This window comes from Pantoea sp. GM01 (assembly GCF_000282675.1).
Taxonomy (GTDB): domain Bacteria; phylum Pseudomonadota; class Gammaproteobacteria; order Enterobacterales; family Enterobacteriaceae; genus Pantoea; species Pantoea nemavictus.
Genome location: NZ_AKIU01000068.1, coordinates 1 through 17,838, shown reverse-complemented (window position 1 = coordinate 17,838; position 17,838 = coordinate 1). Strand labels below are relative to the sequence as shown.

At 56.2% G+C, this 17,838-nt stretch carries 12 protein-coding genes; 10 read left to right on the top strand and 2 right to left on the bottom strand.

Annotated elements, in window-relative coordinates; all coding sequences use genetic code 11:
• Positions 1–142 precede the first annotated feature (142 nt).
• On the bottom strand, positions 143–1,048 hold the full coding sequence (locus PMI17_RS19180; protein WP_007891721.1) for a LysR family transcriptional regulator: 906 nt from the start codon (positions 1,046–1,048) through the stop codon (positions 143–145).
• A gap of 146 nt (positions 1,049–1,194) precedes the next feature.
• Here PMI17_RS19180 and PMI17_RS19175 point away from each other — a divergent pair, with 146 nt between their 5' ends.
• Positions 1,195–1,941: an SDR family oxidoreductase gene (locus PMI17_RS19175; protein ID WP_007891719.1), complete on the top strand. Its 747-nt coding sequence runs from the start codon at positions 1,195–1,197 to the stop codon at positions 1,939–1,941.
• Positions 1,942–1,976: 35 nt separating this feature from the next.
• Here the strand turns inward: PMI17_RS19175 and PMI17_RS19170 are convergent, their stop codons facing one another.
• Complete coding sequence (locus tag PMI17_RS19170; RefSeq protein WP_007891717.1) at positions 1,977–3,149, bottom strand: ROK family protein; 1,173 nt, start codon at positions 3,147–3,149, stop codon at positions 1,977–1,979.
• Between the two features lie 152 nt (positions 3,150–3,301).
• On the opposite strand from PMI17_RS19170, the gene PMI17_RS19165 reads away from it, so the two are divergent.
• The 9 genes from PMI17_RS19165 (at position 3,302) to glgX (ending at position 17,646) form a co-directional block, all read left to right on the top strand.
• Complete coding sequence (locus tag PMI17_RS19165) at positions 3,302–4,621, top strand: MFS transporter (protein ID WP_007891716.1); 1,320 nt, start codon at positions 3,302–3,304, stop codon at positions 4,619–4,621.
• 10 nt (positions 4,622–4,631) lie between these two features.
• Positions 4,632–6,275, top strand: a complete 1,644-nt coding sequence (locus tag PMI17_RS19160) for a GMC family oxidoreductase (protein WP_007891714.1) — start codon at positions 4,632–4,634, stop codon at positions 6,273–6,275.
• Positions 6,268–7,347 (top strand): Xaa-Pro peptidase family protein, encoded by a 1,080-nt coding sequence (locus tag PMI17_RS19155; protein WP_007891712.1) that lies wholly within the window; start codon positions 6,268–6,270, stop codon positions 7,345–7,347. The genes PMI17_RS19160 and PMI17_RS19155 overlap by 8 nt, the downstream gene beginning before the upstream one ends.
• Positions 7,348–7,357: 10 nt before the next feature.
• Positions 7,358–8,137: an SDR family oxidoreductase gene (locus PMI17_RS19150; protein WP_007891709.1), complete on the top strand. Its 780-nt coding sequence runs from the start codon at positions 7,358–7,360 to the stop codon at positions 8,135–8,137.
• Positions 8,138–8,345: 208 nt separating this feature from the next.
• Positions 8,346–9,236 carry an oxidoreductase gene (locus tag PMI17_RS19145; protein WP_007891708.1) on the top strand — a complete coding sequence of 297 codons (891 nt, stop codon included), beginning with the start codon at positions 8,346–8,348 and terminating at the stop codon, positions 9,234–9,236.
• A 333-nt stretch (positions 9,237–9,569) separates the two neighbouring features.
• The gene (gene proP / locus PMI17_RS19140) at positions 9,570–11,009 is read left to right on the top strand and encodes a glycine betaine/L-proline transporter ProP (protein ID WP_007891707.1); all 1,440 of its coding nucleotides are present in this window, start codon (positions 9,570–9,572) and stop codon (positions 11,007–11,009) included.
• Positions 11,010–11,268: 259 nt separating this feature from the next.
• Complete coding sequence (gene treZ / locus PMI17_RS19135; protein WP_007891706.1) at positions 11,269–13,053, top strand: malto-oligosyltrehalose trehalohydrolase; 1,785 nt, start codon at positions 11,269–11,271, stop codon at positions 13,051–13,053.
• The gene (gene treY, locus PMI17_RS19130) at positions 13,050–15,536 is read left to right on the top strand and encodes a malto-oligosyltrehalose synthase (RefSeq protein WP_007891705.1); all 2,487 of its coding nucleotides are present in this window, start codon (positions 13,050–13,052) and stop codon (positions 15,534–15,536) included. The genes treZ and treY overlap by 4 nt, the downstream gene beginning before the upstream one ends.
• Before the next feature lie 34 nt (positions 15,537–15,570).
• On the top strand, positions 15,571–17,646 hold the full coding sequence (glgX, locus tag PMI17_RS19125) for a glycogen debranching protein GlgX (protein ID WP_007891704.1): 2,076 nt from the start codon (positions 15,571–15,573) through the stop codon (positions 17,644–17,646).
• Positions 17,647–17,838 lie beyond the last annotated feature (192 nt).

Below are 17,838 nucleotides of genomic sequence, written 5' to 3'. Positions count from 1 at the left end.
AGCGGGATGGGATGTCGCCTCAACACCCGCGCTGCAGCAGCAATGCCTATTCCTGAATCATCATCGCTGTAACGCCTGTAGGGTCGCCATTCATGGCGACCAGGTAACCTGACGAGCATCAATACCAGATGCCGAGATTTTTTTATCCGTTCAGACGCGCGGGAAAGACTTCCTTAAGCCACTCAATCAACACTTTAAGGCGCTGGGTTAAATGGCGATTTTGCGGATAAACCACATGGAACGGATAGTTTGCCGGACGCCACGCAGCAAGGATTTCCACCAATCTGCCCGCCTGCAGATCGGCTGCCGCCGCATAACGGAACGTCTGAATAATCCCCAATCCCGCCACCGCCGTGGCCAGATGCGCGTTACTCTCATTGACGCCGATGCGATGCTCGGTTTTGATCTCGATCTTTTCTGCGTTCTGCACAAATCGAAACGGAAACGCCCTGCCGCTTTGTGGTGACAAATAGCTCACCAGTCGATGCCCGTTTTTTAGCTCCTGCGGATAAGCGGGTACGCCATAGGTTTTGAGATAGCCTGGTGCAGCGCAGGTAATCATCTCGGCATCGCCTAAATGACGCGCCACCAGCGAGGAATCGCTCAATGGGCCACCACGAATCACGCAATCGACATTGCCACTGATCAAATCCACGGCGCGATCCGCTACGCCCAGATCGAGACGGATTTCCGGATAACGCGCGATGAAATCAGGCAGCGCGGGAATCAAGACGTCACGCGCGGTTGAGCCGCCAATGTCGATGCGCAGGTAGCCACTGGGCCGGGCGCTTTCCGCGTTAAACGAGTGATCGATATCTTCCAAATCGCGCACGATACGCAGCGCTTTTTCGTAATAGTCGCGCCCTTCCGGCGTCACCGTCACACGGCGCGTGGTGCGTTGCAGCAAGCGAATGCCGAGATGGGCTTCCAGCTCCTGCACCAGTTTACTTAGCGTCGCGTTGGGTAGGTCGAGCGAATCTGCGGCGCGAGTAAAATTGCCAGCTTCTACTACGCGGGCAAATGCCCGTATCGCCATTAACTGGTCCATCCCGTTCTCCGCCCAAATGATTATCCACACACAGGAATAGTCCTTTCTATTTTACACTATTTATCAACAAACAGCTGAGCGTTACATTGGCTGTCATGCACTGCATCGCAGTCATCACAACTCAACTTAAATAGGAGAACGTCAACATGAACGCATTGAACGGTAAAATAGCGCTGGTAACTGGCGGCACGACCGGCATTGGCCTGGCATCGGCGCAGGAGTTAGCGGCACAAGGCGCACGCGTGTTTATCACCGGTCGTCGTCAGGCCGAACTTGACGCGGCAGTGGCCAGCATCGGCAGCAGCGCGAGTGGCATTCGCGCTGACGCCTCCGTGCTGAGCGATCTCGACCACGTTTACGCCGAAATCGCTCAGCAGGCAGGCCGATTGGATATTCTGTTTGCCAACGCCGGTGGCGGCGATATGTTGCCGCTGGGTGCCATCACCGAGGAACATTTTGACCGTATTTTCGGCACCAACGTGCGCGGCGTGCTGTTTACCGTGCAAAAAGCGCTGCCGCTATTGAGTGACAAAGCCTCGGTCATTCTCACCTCTTCCACCACATCGGTTCAGGGCACCGCCGGCTTTAGCGTCTACAGCGCCAGCAAAGCGGCAGTGCGCAACTTTGCGCGTTCATGGGCACTGGATGTGAAGGATCGCGGTATTCGCGTCAATGTCGTCAGCCCAGGTCCCGTGCATACGCCAGGTTTGGGCGGGTTGGTAAGTGAAGATCAGCGGCAGGGATTGTTCGATGCGTTAGCGGCGCAGGTGCCATTAGGCCGACTTGGCGAACCCGCTGAGATTGGCAAAGTGGTGGCTTTTCTGGCATCCGATGCCGCCAGCTTTATCAATGCCGCTGAATTGTTTGTCGATGGCGGTATGGCGCAGGTGTGATGCGCATCGGGTCGCCATTAATGGCGACCGCTCTCTCAAGCCGCACTAAGATCCGCCTCCACATACAAATAACCAATTCCCAGCACCTGCCGCGCCCGATTCAACTGACCAAAATGCACATTAGTACCTTTGCTTTTCAACGCATCACGCGGATCGAATGGATTGAAATCGATCTGCCGAACAATGGTTTGCAACCAACTTTCACCAAAGGTACAGCTACGACCATACAACCAAATCTGATTAATATTTAGCGTGTTAAGAAAGTTATATAAGCTCATGCCAATCGCTTCGCCGGCGCGCTGTGACCACGCCACAATCCAGGGCTCGCCCGCTTGCCACGCCCGCAGTAACTGCTTGCTGCTGGGCTGCGGCGCATCTGGTTGGCGCTGATGAGCCACCTGTTTCAAGGTGCTGAGTGAGGCCACCGTTTCCAGACAACCCTGGCGCCCGCAGCTGCAGCGCTGGCCGTTAGGCTCAATGATGGTGTGACCGATTTGGCCGCTGCCGTAAAGATTGCCGCGAAAAATCTCACCGTTTATCACGAATGATGAGCCGATACCGTAATCCACATTGATCACGCAGAATTCGCTGAGAGCATTTTGATTCAACCATTTCTCAGCCAAAGCCAACATCACGCAGTCATTATCCACGCGCACTTCCACACCAAGCTTCTCCTCCAGCAAAAATTTCATCTGCAGCGGCGTTCTCCACGCGGCCTGCGGCATATGCTGTGACACACCCGTCACTGGATCGACCTGTCCGTGCACCGCTAACGCTAAATTAATGCGCCGCTTAGGCCACTGTTTGCAGGTTTTCCGCCAGGCCGCTTCAATCTCACTCAGCAACGCCTCGGGCGTGTCGGCTTTGATGGTGTTTTGCTGAAATTCGCCCTGCGCCACTAGCTGCGCATCGGCCAGCTGCAATTCAATGCTGGTTGGTTTGACACATAAACACAGCGTCCAGGCTCCGTTGGATGGCAGCTGAAAACTGCCGTTGCTGTTACCGCGCGCGCTCATCAATGCATCAGAGTGCTGCAGTTTTCCTTCCTCCAGCAGTGCTTGCACAATTTTGCTGGCGGCGGGAATCGTCAAACCACTCAGGTGAGCCAGCAGCGATTTGCTTAGCTGTTTATGACGCCACATCAGCTCAATAAACAGCGCCTTATTATGCTTTCGCACCTGGAAATTGTTCAGTCCAACCTGCTTCATCCTCTCTCCACCGCCGTGCATCAACCCGTTTACTAAACAGAGTTTACTGTCTTTTGTGATGGTTTCGCCATCCTGCCCACAACCATTGCTCTAGAGTTCGTCCTCATGCCAATAACAAAAAAACCTGATCACCTCTCAAGAGGAATTTAAAAATGACAACATCACCTGCAAAACACTCGTGGCTGGTCCGCCTTGGCATCCCACCCGCGCTGGCCTGGGGCTACATCGCTGTATTGCTGTTTATGATTGGCGATGGCGTGGAATCGAACTATCTCGCGCCTTACCTGCATGAAAATGGCTTTACCCTCAATATCGCGGCGGCGGTCATTGCCTTCTACGGCGTCACCGTTACGCTCGGTTCGTGGCTGGCCGGTTCACTCTCCACATTAATTGGCCCGCGTAAAGTGATGCTGGCAGGCGGTGTGATTTGGATTGTGTTTGAAGTGTTGTTCCTCGCCATCGCCTTACCTTCCCACAGCGTGGCCCTGCTTGCGTTAACCTATGGTTTACGTGGCGTCGCCTATCCGATGTTTGCCTATGCATTCCTGGTATGGATTCAGGCCGCAGCGCCCAGCGATATGCGCGGTTCAGCAACCGGCTGGTTCTGGCTGGCCTTTACCGGCGGCTTGCCAACGCTAGGCTCGCTGGTGGCGATCTTCTCAATAAAGTTAATCGGAGAATACGCCACGTTCTGGCTGTCGCTTGGGCTGGTCGCGTTAGGGTTGCTGGTCATGGTGGTCGCACTGAAAGAGCGCAGCGGCTATCAATCGTTACTTGATGAGCAACAGCGTCAGCAGAGCGTCGCTCGCACGTTGATGGGCGGTATCGATATTTTGTGGCGTGAACCACGGATTGCCGCCGCGGCCGTGGTACGCATCATCAATACCACGCCGTACTTCGGCTTCTTTATCTTTCTTCCCGGCTTTTTCACCGATCAGATCGGATTTACGCAAACCGAATATCTCAGCCTAATCACCATCATGGGATTAGTCGGCATGAGTTTTAACCCGATTGTCGGCAAGCTCAGCGATCGCATCGGCTGGCGCAAAGTGCTGACGGTATTTGGTGGACTTGGCTCCGGCGTTTCAATGCTGCTGATGTACTTCGTACCACAGTGGAGCCACGGCAGCTTTGTACTCAGCGTCATCTGCGCCTGTTTATATGGCATCACCTTATGCGGCTATGTTCCCGCTGCCGCGCTGTTCTCATCCCTGTGCCAACCCAAAGATAAAGGCAACGCAATGGCGATTTACTGCTTTGCCGCCGGACTCTCCACCTTTTTTGGACCCGCGCTTTATGGCACCTTCAACGCGCTATTTGGCACCTCGGGCGTGGTGTGGGGTTACGCCGCCTTATACCTGGTCAGCGCCATCGTTTCCTGGTGCTTCCTGCTCAGCCCGCTTGATCCCGGCGAGCAGCATAATCCCGAGGCGCAGCGCCTGCGCCGTTTAGATTCTGTCGCTTCAGAGTAAAGAGAGAGCCATGAAAGAGTTTGATTACATTGTGGTGGGCGGCGGCAGCGCCGGTTGTATCGTCGCCGCCAGGTTAGTCACGAAAGGCAACGCGCGCGTACTACTGCTGGAAGCCGGGCGCGATGAGTATCATCCAGTGCTAAAAATGCCGGCGGGTTACATGAAGTTTCTCGCCAGCGACAAATTCCTCACCCTGCACCAGACCGAGCCGCAGCCGCAGCTTAACGGACGCGGCGTGATTGTGCCGCAGGCGAAAGTGCTGGGCGGTGGTTCGACGGTAAATGCGATGGTATATATGCGCGGCCATCGTCAGGATTACGCCGACTGGAACAGCGCGCTGGGCAATCAGGGCATTGACTGGTCGTGGAATGCGCTGCTGCCGCACTTTACCGCCATCGAAGATAATGATCATCTCGGTGCACCCTATCACGGCGTCGGCGGGCCAATGAAAGTGTCGCATCTCGGCCACTTCAGTCCACTCAGCCGCGCCTACGTGAAGACGATGCAAGGTTTAGGCATTCCTTACACGCCAGATTTCAATACCGGCAATCCGTTTGGCGTGGGATTTATGCAGCACACCATTAACGGAGAGACGCGCCAGCGCTGCAGCGTGGTCGATGCCTTTATCACGCCGCTGCGCGAGGACGCGCGCTTGACCATCGCCAGCGGTGCGCAAGTTGAAGAGATTATCTTTGAGGGCCAAACCGCGATCGGCGTGCGCTACGCACAAGATGGCCATCCACAACTTGCCAGCGCACGCAAAGAGGTGATTCTTGCTGCCGGTGCCTATCAAACACCCAAGCTGCTAATGCTCTCCGGCATTGGTCCGCAGGCGCAGCTTAAACAGCATGGCATCACGCTGCGTCAGCATTTGCCGGGCGTCGGCAAAAATTTGCAGGATCACTATGAAGTGCCGGTCGTAGCCAGCACCAATGGTGCGTTTGGCTACTATGGTCAGGATCGTGGCTGGCCGATGGTTAAAGCCGGCCTGCAATATATGTTGTTTAAAACCGGCCCAGTCACCACCACTGGCGTGGAAACCTGCGCCTTCTTTGATCCTCTCGATTTTAGTGCAACGCCAACCATTCAGATGTTCTGTGTGCCTACCGTGTACCTCGACCGCGACATCATGGGTGCCGATCCCGGTCACGGCGTCACCGTCAATTCGTTGTTGCTTCGGCCCAAAGCTACCGGCGAGGTAACCCTGCGCGATAGCCGCGCCAGCAGCTTGCCGATAATCGATACACGCATCTTTGGTCATCCCGACGATTTAGCACGCACCATCGCCGGCTTCCGTTTTGCGCGTAAGGTGATTGCCGCTACGCCCATCGGCGCGATGGTGCAGCAAGAGATCTTCCCCGGCGCAGAGATCAATGCTGATGAAGCCATCGCCGAACACTGCAAACGCATGGTGAAAACCGGCTATCACCCGGTTGGCACTTGCCGCATGGGCCACGATAACGATCCGCTGGCGGTGTTACACGATGATCTGCGCGTGCGTGGCGTTAACCGCCTGCGCGTGGTCGATGCTTCAATGATGCCCAACATTATTAGCGGCAATACCAATGCCATTGTGATGGCGGTGGCCCATCGTGCTGCTGAATTGTTGTTGCAGACACACCTCAGCGAGAACAAGGAGCCCGCTTATGAGTGAAAAATTAATTCGCCTGCAGCGTGCGCTCGCCGACTGGCAGCTCGACGGCGTGCTACTTACCCGGCGCGATAACATTGCATGGCTAACAGAAGGTGCCAGTTTTTACGTAGTGGAGCGCGCCGAAACCGGCGTAGCCAGCCTGTTCATTACGCAGGATAAGGTTTTGCTGCTCGCCCCCGAAAATGAAATGCCGCGCATCGTCGCTGAAGAAGCACTGCCGTTTGCCTACCAAGCGCTGAGCTATCCGTGGTTTCAGTCGCTAAATGGCATGTTGCCGTTGGGTCATTTTGGCAGCGATACGCCGCAAAGCGGCATGACTGATATTCTGCAATCGATGATCGTGCTGCGTCAGGGGCTGAACGCCAACGAGCAACAGCGATACAGAGTGCTGGGGCGCGAAGCCGCGCAGATTGTCGAGGGCGTGGCGCGCCAATTACAGTCGGGCGTGACGGAATGGCAGGTTGAAGCCAGAATTGCTGCAGCCTGTCTGGCACGCGGAATTCGTCCGATGTGCATCTTAATCGCGGCCGATGAGCGCATTGCCGCGTTTAAACATCCGGTGCCGACGCAGAAAAAGCTGCAACAGCAAATGTTGATTACGCTCGGTGCCGAGCGCCATGGGCTGCACGTGAGTCTGACGCGGTTGGTGCATATCGGCGAACCTGAACCCGTATTACGCCAGCGGTTCAACGCGTTGTGCCAGATCCACGCCGATATTCTCTGTGCGATGCAGCCGGGCCACAGCTGGTCAGCGCTATTTAAAGCGATTGAAGCTGCCTACCAGCAGCATGGACATGTTGATGCATGGCGTGACCATCATCAGGGCGGCCCCGCCGGTTATGGTTGCCGCGACATGATCGTGACGCCAGAAACGCCGGGCAACGTAAGCAACGAGAGTGCCGTGGCGTGGAATCCCACGCTAAAGGGCGTAAAAAGTGAAGATACTTTTTTGCTCACCGTTGAAGGTTGCGAAGCGTTAACGCGCAGTGGCGAATGGCCCATGATTAAGGTGCAGCGTAGTGAGCGTACGCTGCACTTCCCTGACTGGCTGGTGTTGCCATCATCGGCATAAGGAAGCGTTTATGTCACCTCGATTACACAATAAAACCGCGATTGTTACTGGTGCTGGCAGCGGCATTGGCAGCGCGATCGCTACACTGTTTGCGCAACAAGGTGCCCGCGTGGCGCTGTTTGATCTCAATAGTGAAATCAGTGAAACGCTGGCTGCGGAATTGCAGCAACAAAGCGGTCAGCGCTGTCTGGCCTGGTGCGCTGACGTCACGCAGCCCGATCAGGTGCAAGGTGCGGTGACGGCGGCGCAACAAACCCTTGGCCCTATTGATATTCTGATCAACTGTGCGGGCGTGAATGTGTTTCGCGATCCGCTGGCATTGGAAGATGACGACTGGCAGCGCTGTATGGAGGTCAATCTTAAAGGACCCTATAACCTGATTCGCAGCGTGCTGCCGGGTATGCTGGCGCGCCAGTATGGCAACATCGTCAACGTTGCATCGGTACACGGTCATAAAATCATTCCCGGCGCGTTTCCCTATCCGGTTGCTAAACACGGTTTGATTGGCATGACGCGCTCGCTAGGCGTGGAGTATGCCAGCCAGGGGATTCGGGTTAACAGCATTTCACCGGGTTTGATCCTGACACCGGCGGCTGAAGCCTGGCTAGCAAGCTGTAATGATCCACAAGCAGAGCGTGAGCGGCAGGCGGCATTGCTACCTTGCAAACGTATTGGTGAACCGCAAGAAGTGGCGTATACCGCGCTGTTTCTGGCATCCGATGAAGCGCGTTTTATCAACGCCACTGATATTCTGGTCGATGGCGGGCGTAGCCAGGTGTATCACGAGTAATCAGTGACCGATTAGGTTGTCGCCTCAGCCTTCGCGATTGGCGATTTAACACTCGCCAGCACGTTGATTGTTGATGCGCCACCCGATGACGAAATGTGCCAGTTGTTGCGGAAAAAGAACATTACTCTGCTGTAACCCGCTATGCTTCGGTGCTGAACCGAAAACGCGTCCGCTCTGTGGCGGCACTTGATAATCAGGAGCTTAAAAGATGTCTGAGAATCCCTCCATCGCCCTTATTGGACCGGGCGCGATTGGCACCACCATTGCGGCGGCCCTGCATGAAGTTGGGCGCACACCCACCCTTTGTGGTCGAACTGCGCACCCCCAACTGGAGCTGCGTCACGACAGCGGTAAGATTATCGTTCCTGGTCCGGTGCTCACCAATCCGGCTGAAATTGCGCAGCCGTTTGATCTGGTGTTCGTGGCGGTGAAAACCACGCAGGTGGCCGATAGCGCCGCGTGGTTGTCAGCGTTGTGTGGCGAACACAGCGTGGTGTGTGCGTTGCAGAATGGCGTGGAGCAGAAAACCCAACTTGCGCCGTATGTTAACGGCGCCAGCGTGCTGCCCTCGGTGGTGTGGTTCCCAGCCCAGCGCGAACCGGATGCCTCAGTGTGGTTGCGGGAGAAGCCGCGCCTAACGCTGCCTGATACGCCGCAGGCGCAGCGGGTGGTTGCCGCCCTGCGTGACACGCGCTGTGCGGTTGAGCTTTCTGATGATTTCCTTACTATTGCCTGGCGCAAGCTGCTGCAAAACGCGGTTGCTGGCTTGATGGTGCTGTCGAACCGGCGCGCTGGCATGTTTCAGCGTGAGGATATCAGCGCGCTGGCGCTCGCCTATCTGCGCGAATGTTTGGTGGTGGCGCGTGCAGAAGGCGCTGCGCTAAGCGATGACGTACCACAGGAAATCGTGGAGCGCTTCCATCGGGCACCGGCCGATTTAGGCACCTCTATTCTGGCCGATCGCCAGGCCGATCGCCCGCTGGAGTGGGATATCCGCAACGGCGTGGTGCAGCGTTATGGCCGTGCTCGTGGCATTGCGACACCGATCAGCGATGTGATCGTCCCGCTGCTGGCGGCCGGCAGCGAAGGCCCGGGTTGAATTAAAAACGCCACGCCGCAAACAGTACGCCGCTTACCTGGCCTGATTGCTCGGTAATGGGGCTATTAGCGGCGTGATTTTCCATCCGGTTAAGTGGCAGCCCCCTTCATACGTGCATTAATCTCCGCAATTAATTCCTTTCCCATTCCCCGCATCTCCAGCGCAACGTTTGTTTATTTCCACGCTTTACAGTGATAAATGTCACAAACTTGCGCATTGTTAAAATCTTTACTAGGGTTTGCGCTTCTTTAGACTCTTATAGCTTTCTTTTCCTTTCGTGAAAACATGGCTGCGAAAGCTATAAGATCGCGCCACTTTTTCTCATGGAGGTTTATGAGCACAGAAGCGAATTCCCATCAGTCGGCCACATCCAGCGGATTGACCGTGGACGATATCACCGTCATCGACAACAAATTACTCAAACGCGCCGTCGGTGCTGCCGCGTTGGGTAATGCCATGGAGTGGTTTGATTTCGGTGTATATAGCTATCTCGCCGTGATTATCGGCCAGGTGTTTTTCGCTGATGCCAGCGCGGCTGCCCAGCTGATTGCCTCGTTCGGGACTTTTGCGGCGGCATTCTTAGTACGCCCCATCGGTGGCCTGGTCTTCGGCCCACTCGGCGACCGCATTGGTCGTCAGAAGGTGCTGGCGATAACCATGATCATGATGTCGATTGGTACCTTCTGCATCGGACTGATCCCGAGCTATGCCAGCATTGGCATCGCCGCACCGATTCTGCTGTTCGCCGCGCGCTTGCTGCAGGGCTTCTCCACCGGCGGCGAATATGGCGGTGCCGCCACCTTTATCGCGGAGTATTCCACCGATAAGCGTCGCGGTTTTATGGGCAGTTTCCTTGAGTTCGGTACGCTCGGCGGTTATCTGCTGGGTGCCAGCCTGGTTACCGCCATGATCGCCTTCTTACCGCATCAAACCATGATGGATTGGGGCTGGCGTGTGCCGTTCTTCCTCGCCGCACCTTTGGGTCTGTTTGGCTTGTATATCCGTTTGAAGCTGGAAGAAACGCCGGCGTTTAAAGATCACATGGACAAGCGTGAAGAGATGGAGCACAACAAGCCGCGCTTGAGCGTGTGGCAGATGCTGCGCGATCAGCGCAAACCGCTGCTGAAATGTATTGGTCTGGTGCTGCTGTTTAACGTCTCCAACTACATGCTCACCGCCTATATGCCAAGCTATCTCACCGGCGTGCTCGGCATGAGTGAACTATCCGGCCTGATGTTGGTGATGGTGATTATGTTTATCATGATGCCGCTGACGTTAATGTGGGGACATTTGACTGACCGCATTGGTCGCCGTCCGGTCATTGGTTTAGGTGCGCTGGGATTAATTTTGCTGGCAATCCCGAGCTTTATGCTGATCGGCACCGGCAATATGCTGCTGGTATTTGCCGGACTGGCGGTGCTGGGGTTATTACATACCTGCTTCAGCGGCACCATGCCCGCGACGTTACCGGCGCTGTTTGTCACGGACATTCGTTACAGTGCGTTGGCGATTGGTTTTAACCTGTCGGTTTCGCTGTTTGGTGGCACCACGCCATTGATCACTGCCTGGCTGGTGGACACTACGCACAACAATATGATGCCGGCGTACTACATGATGGGTGCCGGAATTATTGGTTTGCTGACCGTATTAACGCTGAGTGAAACGGCGCGTAAACCGCTGAAAGGTTCATCACCGGCGGTGGCGACGGAAGCGGAAGCGCATCGCTTGATTGATAAGCTGCGTAAACGCAAAACGAAGCATAAACCGGCTTAACTTACAGCCTGCGAAATCAATGAGGTTGCTGCTGCTGGCAACCTCATCTGTTACTAAGCGAAGCGTTAAAATCCTCCTCTTATTCGATAATTTCCGAAACCCGCCTGAAATCCGTTGGTAAGCGCCAGAAAAGGCCAAAATATCGACTATGATTTGATGTCCGACCCAACTTTTATCCCGATTTTTATATCGTTTTCAGCCAGTAGCGAATCGCTTGATGTCGTCCATTGCCCCTGCGTGGGCTAAACGAGGCAATTGAATGGAATTCAGATCATTTGAAAAATCCTGGGGCGCTGAGATTCTTGCGGATAGCAGCGTCCGTTTTCGTGTTTGGGCACCTGGGCAGCAGCAGATTACGTTGAGACTTGCCGACAAGGATACGGCCATGGCGCAGGTGGGCGACGGCTGGTTTGAGCTGCAGCTCAGCGGCGTGGTAGCCGGTGCAGAGTATAACTTTGTGCTGGCTGACGGCACGGTGGTGCCGGATCCCGCCGCACGCGCGCAGCAGGGCGACGTCAATGGCCCTTCCCTGGTCATCGATGCGCACAGCTATCGCTGGCAGCACACCGCCTGGCAAGGTCGGCCGTGGCAGGAGAGCGTGGTGTATGAGTTGCATATCGGCACCTTCACACCTGAAGGCACCTTCCAGGCAGCGATTGAGAAGTTGCCGTGGCTGGCGGAGTTAGGGATCACTCAGCTGGAAGTGCTACCGGTTTCGCAGTTTGGTGGCAATCGCGGTTGGGGCTACGACGGTGTGTTGCTCTACGCACCTCACTCCGCTTACGGTTCGCCGGATGATTTCAAAGCCTTTATCGACGCCGCGCATGCGCACGGTTTATCGGTGGTGCTGGATATCGTACTCAACCATTTTGGTCCGGAAGGCAACTATCTGCCGCTGCTGGCACCTGAATTCTTCCATCAGGAGCGTATGACGCCGTGGGGCGCGGGCATTGCTTATGATGTCGATGCCGTACGCCGCTATATCGTTGAAGCGCCACTTTACTGGCTGCAGGAATATAACCTCGATGGCCTGCGTTTTGATGCCATCGATCAAATTGAAGATAGCTCCAGCAAGCATGCTCTGATTGAGATCGCCGAGCGTATTCGCCGGGAGATTCCCGACCGCCCTATTCATCTCACCACCGAAGATTGTCGCAACGTCATCTTCCTGCATCCGCGCGACAAACAGGGCAACGCCCCGCTGTTTAGCGGCGAATGGAACGATGATTTCCACAATGCGGTGCATGTGTTCGCCACCGGTGAAACCCACGCCTATTACCAGGATTTCGCCGACGTGCCAGAGAAGTTGGTGGCGCGCGTGCTGACCGAAGGTTTTGCCTACCAGGGCGAACTGTCGCCGCAAAGCGGTCAACGCCGTGGCGTGCCCAGCGCCGGTCAGCCACCGGTGGCGTTCGTCGATTTCATTCAGAACCACGATCAGGTCGGCAACCGTGCGCAGGGTGATCGATTAATCACCCTCGCCGGCAGCGATCGCACTAAGGTGCTGCTGGCGACGCTGCTGCTGTCACCGCATATTCCGCTGCTGTTTATGGGCGAAGAGTACGGCGAAACTAATCCGTTCCTGTTCTTCACCGATTTCCACGGTGATTTAGCCAAAGCGGTACGTGAAGGCCGGGCCAAAGAGTTTACCGGCCACGCCGGTCATGACGAAGAGGTGCCCGATCCCAATGACCCGCAAACCTTCACGCGTTCGAAACTCGACTGGAACAAACTGCAAACGCCCGCAGGCCAAAGCTGGCTGGCATTGACGCGCGAGCTGCTGGCGCTGCGCCAGCAATATATTGTGCCGCTGCTGGCAGATGCCGGCGGCAACAGCGGCAAGGTGCTCGCCACGGCTGAAGGCTTTGTTGCCGTTAGCTGGCGTTTCCCGCAGGGCGAGCTGTCACTGGCGTTGAATATCGGTACACAAAACCAACCGTTGCCGGATATGCCGGGCAGGACGATTTTCGCCTGGCCGCAAGAGGCTGAAGCATTGCCACAACACGCCATCGTGGTGCGTTTGGCACAGGGAGCAACAACATGAGTATTCCAACCGCGACGTACCGTATTCAGTTCCGTAACGGCATGACCTTTGATCGCGCTGCTGCGCTGGTGCCTTATCTCAAACGCCTCGGCATCAGCCATCTGTATGCCTCGCCGATTTTCAGCGCCACCGCCGAATCGACGCACGGCTACGACGTGATCGATGCCAATGAGATCGAACCGGCCATTGGCGGTCGTGCCGGTTTTGATCGTTTGGTTGCGGCGCTGCAGCAGGCGGACATCGGTTTGATCCTCGATATCGTGCCGAACCATATGGCGGCCTCGCTGGAGAATCGCTGGTGGCGTGATGTGATTGAGTATGGCGAAAGCAGCCGCTATGCCAATCACTTTGATATCGACTGGACGCGCCGCCTGACGCTGCCGTTTCTGGGCGACAGCTTTGACAACGTGCTGGAAAACGGTGAGCTGAGCATTCAGGCAGATCCGCAAACCGGCCATCCGGCGCTGGCCTATTTTGACAGCTTCTATCCGCTCACGCCGGCAAGCTGGCAGGATCGCGCTGATGAAGTGCTTGCCATTACCGATGCTAAAGCGATTGCTGAACTGCATGAGCAACAGCCGTGGCGCTTAATCAGCTGGCGCGACGCACGCAGCGAACTTTCCTATCGCCGCTTCTTTGAGATCACCGGTTTGGTGGGCGTGCGCGTGGAGGATCCGGCGGTATTTGCCGATTCTCACCGCTTGATTCTGGCGCTGGTGCATTCCGGCGCAGTCAGCGGTTTGCGTGTCGATCACGTTGATGGCCTGGCCGATCCGCAAGGCTATCTGCAGCAGCTACGCCGCGCCACCGGTGAGGATTGCTATATCACGGTGGAAAAAATCCTCGCCGAAGGTGAGCACATTCCCGCCGACTGGCCAATTTCCGGCACCACCGGTTACGAGTTTATTGCTGCGCTCTCACATGCGCTGATCGACGATGCGCAGATTGATACGCTGCATCTGGCGTATGAGTCCACCACCGGCGAACGCAACAACGTTGAAGCCGGATTACGCGTGGCGCGTGAACTGATGGTCGATCGCAATTTCGCCGGTGAATTTTCCCGCCTGCTGCAGCTGGCGACGCAAATTGCTGGCTCGGAACACCGCAACCTTGGCGAAGCGGAACTGCACGTTGCGCTGCGGGAGATCCTCATCGCCTTCCCGGTATATCGCACTTACGGTCAGCTGGATGGCATGCCGCTGGAGGGCGAGGAGCTGCTGCAACAGGTGCTGGAGCGGGTGAAAAACAGCGCCTCGCCGACGGTGCTGAGTTTGCTGCAGGCGATTTTACTGGGCGCGGTCTCTGAAGAGAGCGAACACCATGCCCATGAATTCCGCGTACGTTTCCAGCAGTTAACCGGACCGCTGATGGCGAAGTCGGTGGAAGATACCCTGTTCTTCCGCAATCACGTGGCGTTAGCCATCAATGAAGTGGGCGCTGAACCGTTGCCGCACGCCTTTTCGCTGGCGCATTTCCACAGCGAAATGCAGACGCGGCTGCAACAGCAGCCTGACGGCATCTCATCCACGTCAACCCACGATACTAAACGCGGTGAAGATGCGCGCGCGCGCCTGTATACGCTAAGCGAAGCCCCTTCGCTGTGGGCCGAAAATGTCACGCGCTGGCGCCAGATTAATCAAGCGCAGGTAGTTGAACTGGAGGACGGTGCCGCACCGGAACCTGCGGTGGAGTGGATGCTGTATCAGGCGTTAGCTGGCGTGTGGCCAACGACTCTGCAACCGCAGGACGCCAGCGAGCTTGAGTCGCGCTTTATCCCGTTTGTCGAAAAAGCGTTACGCGAAGCCAAGCTGCGCACTGACTGGGCTGAGAACAACGAAGCCTATGAAAAAGCGGTGCTGGATTACGCGCGCCACCTGCTGTCGCCTGCCAATCAGCTGTTCCTCAGTGATTTCAGCCACGCGCTGCAGCCGTTTATTCAGGCTGGGCTGATCAACAGCCTGACGCAAACGGTGATTAAACTGACCGCGCCGGGCGTGCCGGATATCTATCAGGGCAGCGAAGCGCTGGATTTCAGCCTGGTCGATCCCGATAACCGCCGCACACCCGACTTTGAGCAGTTGGAACAGCAGCTGGATGAATCGGCGTCTCCCGACTTTAACGATGCGCAACACTGGCTAAGCGGCAAGCTTAAACAGCAGGTGATTGCGCGCTTGCTGCAGCTGCGTCGTGATTATCCGCAGCTGTTCCGCATGGGTGATTATCAGCCGTTAAACGTTAGTGGCGAACATCAGGAGAAAGTGATTGCCTTTGCGCGCCAGGACAGCGACCACGCGCTGCTGGTGATCCTGCCGCGCCTGAGTTTCGACAACGCCCAATGGACACAAACTGAAGTGGTATTGACCGAATCACTTGCCCATCGCCATTACCGCAATCTCTGGACCGGCGCAACCGTGACGATTGGCGATTATATCGCGCTGGATGAGGCGGCCTCGAGTGCGCCATTAGTGCTGCTTAGCAACTAACACATTGTCTGTTAACGCTGTTTGAGGAAATAACATGGAAAACGGTAAGCCTACAGAAATTACAGCAGGTTCGGGACAAGTGCTTGGCGCTAACTTCGATGGCGAGGGCGTGAATTTTGCCCTGTTCTCGGCCTGTGCCGAGCGGGTTGAGCTGTGTTTATATGACGAGAGCGGTGAAAACGAAATCGCGCGTTTCGATTTGCCAGAATATACCCACGAAGTGTGGCACGGCTATATTCCCGGCTTACAGCCTGGCGCGCTGTATGGTTATCGCGTGCACGGCCCGTATGAGCCGGAAAACGGTCACCGCTTTAATCCCAACAAACTGTTGCTTGATCCTTACGCGCGCGAGCTGGCGGGCGAACTGCATTGGGATGAATCGCACTTTGCCTACGACTTGCTGCACGAAGATAAAGATTTAAGCTTCGATACTCGCGACAGCGCGCCGTTCACGCCGAAATGTCGCGTCATCGATCCTAACGAGTTTGACTGGCAGGATGCTAATCGCCCGAATATTCCGTGGTCGAAAACGGTGATTTATGAGGCGCACGTGAAAGGCTTCAGCCAGCTCAATCCGGCGGTGCCTGCTGAAATGCGCGGCACTTATGATGGTTTAAGCAATCAGGCTTCGATCGACTACATCAAAAGCCTCGGCGTCACCACCGTTGAGCTGCTGCCGGTGCACGGTTTTCCAGACGATCAGCATCTACTGGATCGCGGCCTGAAAAACTTCTGGGGCTATAACACGCTGGCCTTCTTCGCGCCGGCAACGCGCTACTTTGGTCCGCGCGGCATTCAGGGTTTCCGCGATATGGTGCGCGCTTTCCACGATGCCGGGATCGAGGTGATTTTGGATGTGGTGTACAACCACACGGCCGAAGGCAATGAGCTGGGCCCGACCTTGTCGTTTAAAGGCATCGACAACTACTCCTATTACCGCACGCTGCCAGATCAGCATCGCTACTACATCAATGACACCGGCACCGGCAACACGGTAAATACCTCACATCCTCGCGTACTGCAGATGATCCTCGATTCGCTGCGCTACTGGGCTGAATCCATGCACGTGGACGGTTTCCGTTTCGATCTCGGTACCGTGCTGGGACGTGAACCGGAAGGCTTTGATCAGCGTGGCGGCTTCTTCGATGCCATCATGCAGGATCCGGTGCTCTCCAAACTGAAGCTGATTGGCGAGCCGTGGGATATCGGCCCGGGCGGCTATCAGGTTGGCGGCTTCCCGCCGGGTTGGGCGGAATGGAACGACAAGTATCGTGATACGGTGCGTGAATACTGGAAAGGTGACATGGTCACCAATGATTTTGCGGCACGCCTGCTCGGTTCCGGCGATCTCTACGATCAGCGCGGTCGTCGGCCCTGGGCCAGCATCAACTTCCTCACCGCCCATGATGGCTTTACCCTGAATGATTTGGTTTCGTACAACGAGAAGCACAACGAAGCCAATGGTGAAGATAATAACGATGGCCACAACGAGAACCGTTCGTATAACTACGGCGCTGAAGGCCCAACCGACGATGAAGGTATCAACGCGGTGCGCGAGCGGCAGAAGCGCAACTTCCTCGCCACCCTGCTGTTCTCGCACGGCACGCCAATGCTATTGGCGGGAGATGAATTTGGCCGCAGCCAACTCGGTAACAACAATGGCTATTGTCAGGACAGTGAAATCTCCTGGCTGCACTGGGAAAATTTGCCGCCCTCAGCCGATGCACTGCGCGATTTTACCCGCAAGGTACTGGCGCTGAGAGCTGCGCAGCCGCTGCTGCGCCGCGAAAGCTGGCGCGATGGCATGGATATCAAATGGTTCAACGCCGGTGGCGGATTCCAGCAGGCCGACCAATGGGATGATGGCACCACGCTCGGCGTGTATCTTGGCCGCCCAGACCTGCAGCCGGAAGATGGCATCTGGCATGACGTGCTGATGCTGTTCAATCCGTACGAAGGCAACGTACCGTTCCGCATCCCGCAGTTCGGTGAAGGCGGTTGGGTGCTGGAGCTTTCTACCTCCGACGGCGTGGAAAAGGGGTTGGTGATTACCAAAGAGAAGGATTTCGAGCTGGAAGGCCGGAGTATGGCGCTATTCCGTAGGCCGTAATCAACCGCATAGCGGCTTACGTTCGCATGGCGCAACTTTCGTTCGCATGGAGCAAGTTTCGTTCGCCATTGGCGGCGGCAGTTGCAGCACCACCGTGCGGCGACCGAGAAGAGGGCGTCTGGCCACGCCCTCTTCACTCCCCGGCCCTGCGCCAGCCCATCCCGCCGCTACGCGGTGCCTTCACTCAATCGC